The 4,261-nt window shown below is 75.9% G+C and carries 4 protein-coding genes; all 4 read left to right on the top strand.

Annotated elements, in window-relative coordinates; genetic code table 11:
* On the top strand, window positions 1–467 hold a 467-nt coding region (locus tag AE652_RS36440; protein ID WP_159028658.1), incomplete at its 5' end, for a DMT family transporter.
* Between the two features lie 70 nt (window positions 468–537).
* Window positions 538–1,149 (top strand): nuclear transport factor 2 family protein, encoded by a 612-nt coding sequence (locus tag AE652_RS36435; protein WP_082346209.1) that lies wholly within the window; start codon window positions 538–540, stop codon window positions 1,147–1,149.
* Window positions 1,150–1,302: 153 nt separating this feature from the next.
* Window positions 1,303–1,809 carry a hemerythrin domain-containing protein gene (locus tag AE652_RS36430; RefSeq protein WP_049659312.1) on the top strand — a complete coding sequence of 169 codons (507 nt, stop codon included), beginning with the start codon at window positions 1,303–1,305 and terminating at the stop codon, window positions 1,807–1,809.
* A gap of 399 nt (window positions 1,810–2,208) precedes the next feature.
* Window positions 2,209–4,261 (top strand): elongation factor G (gene fusA / locus AE652_RS36425; RefSeq protein ID WP_049659310.1); only part of this gene is annotated, 2,053 nt, incomplete at its 3' end.

Genomic DNA, 4,261 nt, shown 5'->3' with positions numbered 1-4,261 from the left:
GCGAGGGCGCCGACCCGCTCGCCGCCACCGCCTGGCAGCTGACCGCGGGCGGCCTGGTGCTGCTGCCGCTCGCCGCCGCCGTCGAGGGCCCGCCCCCGCCGGTGGACGCGCCCACCCTGCTCGCCTTCGGCTACACCACCGTGATCGCCACCGCGCTCGCCTTCGCCTGCTGGTTCGCCGGACTGCGCCACCTGCCGGCCGGCACCGTGGGCCTGCTCGGGCTGCTCAACCCGCTCACCGGCGTGCTGCTGGGCACGGCGCTGGACGGCGACGCCTTCGGGCCGCGCCAGGGCGCGGGGCTGGCGCTGGTCGTGGCGGGCATCCTGCTCGGGCGCCCGCGCGCCGAAACCGCTGTCCGTCCCGCCGCCGAGCCCGCCGCCGAGCCCGTCGCCGAGCCCGCCGCCGAGTCCGCTGCCGGTCGGGCCAGCCCGGCAGCGGACCGGGACCTTGATCTCAAGTCGACTTGAGGTCCTAGCCTCCGTGGTGCGCGACCGGACCGGGTCGCGCCGCGCACGGCGACCCCGAGGAGCCAGGGCCATGACCACCGCCACCACCGCCACCACCGCCACCGCCACCACCGCCACCGCCACCACCGCCATCGACACCATCGCCGCGAACCTCGCCGCGCTCGAACAGCGGGTCCGGGTCCTCACCGACCGCGCCGAGATCACCGGCCTCATCGACGGCTACCTGCTCAGCCTCGACACGGTGCCCCGCGACGGCGGGCGGTTCGACGAGGCGTGGGCGCGGCGCTACTTCACCCCCGACGTGCGGATCACCACGCCGGTGGGGGACCACGAGGGCATCGACGGGCTGGCCGAGTCCGAGCAGGCGACCCTCGGGAAGTTCGAGCGGACCCAGCACGTGGGCGCCAACCACATGATCGACCTGGACGGGGACCGGGCCGCGGTGCGCTGGAACGCCGTCATGGCGCACGTCCACCTCGCCTCCACCCAGCGGGCGCGCGGCGAGGAGCCCGGCGGCCGTTTCGACGTCGGCGGCACGTTCACCGGCGAGGCGGTGCGCACCCCCGACGGCTGGCGCCTGCGGAGCCTGGACGTGCGGGCCGTGTGGACGAGCGGCAGGGGCCCGCTCGTCCTGACCCCGAAGGCCGGGGCGACCCTGCGCGACCTCGCCGGCGGAGCGTGACGGCGGCCCCGGGACGCCGGCCGGGGCGCCACTTGGGCCGGGGCCCCGCCGCTTGCCCGCCGGGCGGGTCACGTGATCTGCTGGCGCGAGCATCGCGTGCCGGTGACGGACCGCGTCAGGCATGGAGGTGCGCGACCGAAGGGACCGCCACCCGTGGCCTCCCCCTCCACCGGCCGTACGGCCGCCCTCAGCCTGCAACTCTCCCGCGCGCACCAGGACTTGCGCCGCCGCCTCGCCGACCTGCGCGCGAACCTCGGCCGGCCCCGCCCGCACGGCGACGACGACCGGCTCCTCACCCACTGCCTGGCCTTCTGCACCGCCCTGACCAACCACCACCAGGGCGAGGACGACGGCCTGTTCGCCCAACTCCTGCGCGAACGCCCCGACCTGGCGCCAACCATCGCCAACCTCGTCGAGGACCACGGCCTCATCACCGGCATCCTCACCCGGGTACGGCACCTCGCCGACCAGGCCGCCGGACGGCCCGACGCCGACCTGGAGGCGATCGGACGCGAACTCGACGGGCTCGCCGCCATCATGGACTCCCACTTCGGCTACGAGGAACGGGCCATCGGCGCCGCCCTGGACGCCGGGGTGCGCGACGACGGCTGGTCCGAACCGGTCCTGCGCTTCCGCGCGCCGCAGGAACCGGCACCGTAAAACCCCGCGCACCGTAGAACCCGGGCGCCGTAGAACCCGCGCACCGTAAAACCCGTCGCACCGTCCGGCCCGCCTTCCCTACACTCGCCACGCGGCCGCGCCCCGACGCGCGGCCCGAACGCGACGACCGTGACGTACGAGACGGGGAGAGGGGGAGGGCGGCCATGCCGAAGCAGAGTGCCGCCGCCCCCTCTCCCGCGTCGCGGTACGAGGTGATCCTGGTGTCCCGCCTCTCCCGGTGCCCGCTGCGCGGCCGGCACCGGAGCAGTGCCGCCACCGTCTGACACCGGCCCGTGAGGCCGTAAGCCCACTGTGTGGCAACGAATCCGACGGTCCGTCGGCACTGCCGAATCGCGCGCCCACCCCACCAGCAGGACCGCCTCGAAAGGCACCCGGGCCATGCGCACCCACACCACCACCGCGAGCACCACCACCACAAGCAGCATCGCCGCCGTCCGCAACCTCGGCATCCTCGCCCACGTCGACGCCGGCAAGACCACCGTCACCGAGCGGATCCTCTACCTCACCGGCACCACCCACAGGCGCGGCGAGGTCCACGACGGCACCACCGTCACCGACTTCGACCCCCAGGAACGCGACCGCGGCATCACCATCTTCGCCGCCGCCGTCAGCTGCGCCTGGGCCGGGCACCGGATCAACCTCATCGACACCCCCGGCCACGTCGACTTCGCCGACGAGGTCGAGCGCTCCCTGCGCGTCCTGGACGGCGCGGTGGCGGTGTTCGACGCGGTCGCCGGCGTCGAGCCGCAGAGCGAGTCGGTGTGGCGCCAGGCCGAACGACACGGCGTGCCGCGCATCGCCTTCGTCAACAAGCTCGACCGGGCCGGCGCCGACCTGGACGCCGCCGTCGACTCCATCCGCGAACGCCTCCACCCGCGCCCGCTGGCCGTCCAACTGCCCATCGGAGCCGAGGAGTCGTTCACCGGCGTCGTCGACCTCGTCCACCTGCGCGCCCTCACCTGGCACGAGGACGGCGCCATGGCGCACGGCCCGGTGCCCGCCCACCTCGAAGGCCCGGCCGCCGAACGCCGCCGCGCCCTGGAGGAGGCCGTCGCCGAACTGCACCCCCGGGCCCTGGAGGAGTTCTGCGCCCACGGAACCGTCGGCGCCGCCACCCTCACCGCGGCCCTGCGCGACCTCACCCGCACCGGCGAGGCCGTCGTGGTGCTGTGCGGCTCCGCCTACCGCAACCGCGGCATCGAACCGCTCCTGGACGCCGCCGTCGCTTACCTGCCCTCCCCGCTCGACGTCCCGCCCACCCGCTCCGCCGACCGTACCCAGCGGCGCGACCCCGACCCCGAACAGCCCCTGACCGCCCTGGCGTTCAAGGTCACGGCCGCCCCCACCGGGCGCCTCACCCCCCTGCGCCTGTACGCCGGCACCCTCCACAAGGGAGCCACCGTGCTCGACACCGCCACCGGCCGCCGCGAACGCGTCGCCCGCATCCTCACCGTCCTGGCCGACCGCCACACCGAGACCGACCACGCCCGCGCCGGCGACATCGTCGCCGTCGTCGGCCCCAAGCACACCCGCGTCGGCGCCACCCTGTGCGACCCCGACCACCCGATCCTCCTGGAGGCCCCCGTGAGCGCCGAACCGGTCGTCACCGTCGCCGTCGAGGCCCGCCGCGCCGTCGACACCGACAAGCTGGCCGCCGCCCTCGCCCGCCTCGCCGAGGAGGACCCCTCGCTGCGCGTGGCCACCGACCCCGAGACCGGTCAGCGCACCCTGTCCGGCCTGGGCGAACTGCACCTGGAGGTCGCGGTGGAGAAGGTCCGGCGCGACAGCGGGATCGAGGCGGTCGTCGGCCGCCCGCGCGTCGCCCTGCGCGAGGCCCTCGTCGAGGGCGTCACCGGCTTCGTCCACCGGCACGCCAAACAGGACGGCGGCGCCGGCCAGTTCGCCCACCTCGTCCTCGACGTCCACCCCCTGCCGGACGGCGCCGAAGCGGAGTTCGCGTTCGCCTCCACCGTCACCGGCGGCCGGGTGCCGCGCGAGTACGTGCAGGCCGTCGAGGCGGGCTGCCGCGACGCCCTGGCCGAAGGACCGCTCGGCGGACACCCGGTCACCGGCGTCGCCGTCACCCTCACCGACGGGGCGACCCACCCCAAGGACTCCTCCGAGCTCGCCTTCCGCACCGCCGCCCGCCTCGGCCTGCGCGAGGCCCTGCGCGCCTCGCGGATGCACCTGCTGGAACCGGTCGCGGAGGTGACGGTCACCGTGCCCGAGGACGCGCTGGGCACCGTCCTCGGCGACCTCGCCGCCCGCCGCGGCCACGTCCGCTCCACCGACCCCGGCCCCGGCGCCACCGCCCGGGTGGGCGCGCTGGTCCCGCTCGCCGAACTGTTCGGCTACGCGGGCCGCCTGCGCGGCCGCACCCAGGGCCGCGGCACCTTCACCACCCGCCCGGCCGGCTACGCCCCCGCGCCCA

Origin of the sequence: Kitasatospora sp. MY 5-36, from assembly GCF_001182915.1 — a bacterium.
Classification (GTDB): Bacteria; Actinomycetota; Actinomycetes; order Streptomycetales; family Streptomycetaceae; genus Kitasatospora.
Note: the sequence above shows the minus strand (reverse complement) of the source record. Positions and strands in the feature narration are given on the sequence as shown.

What these genes read in the sequence shown, in the direction of transcription:
- AE652_RS36435 (WP_082346209.1), top strand. Translation starts at nt 538, where the DNA reads ATGACCACCGCCACCACCGCCACCACCGCCACCGCCACCACCGCCACC.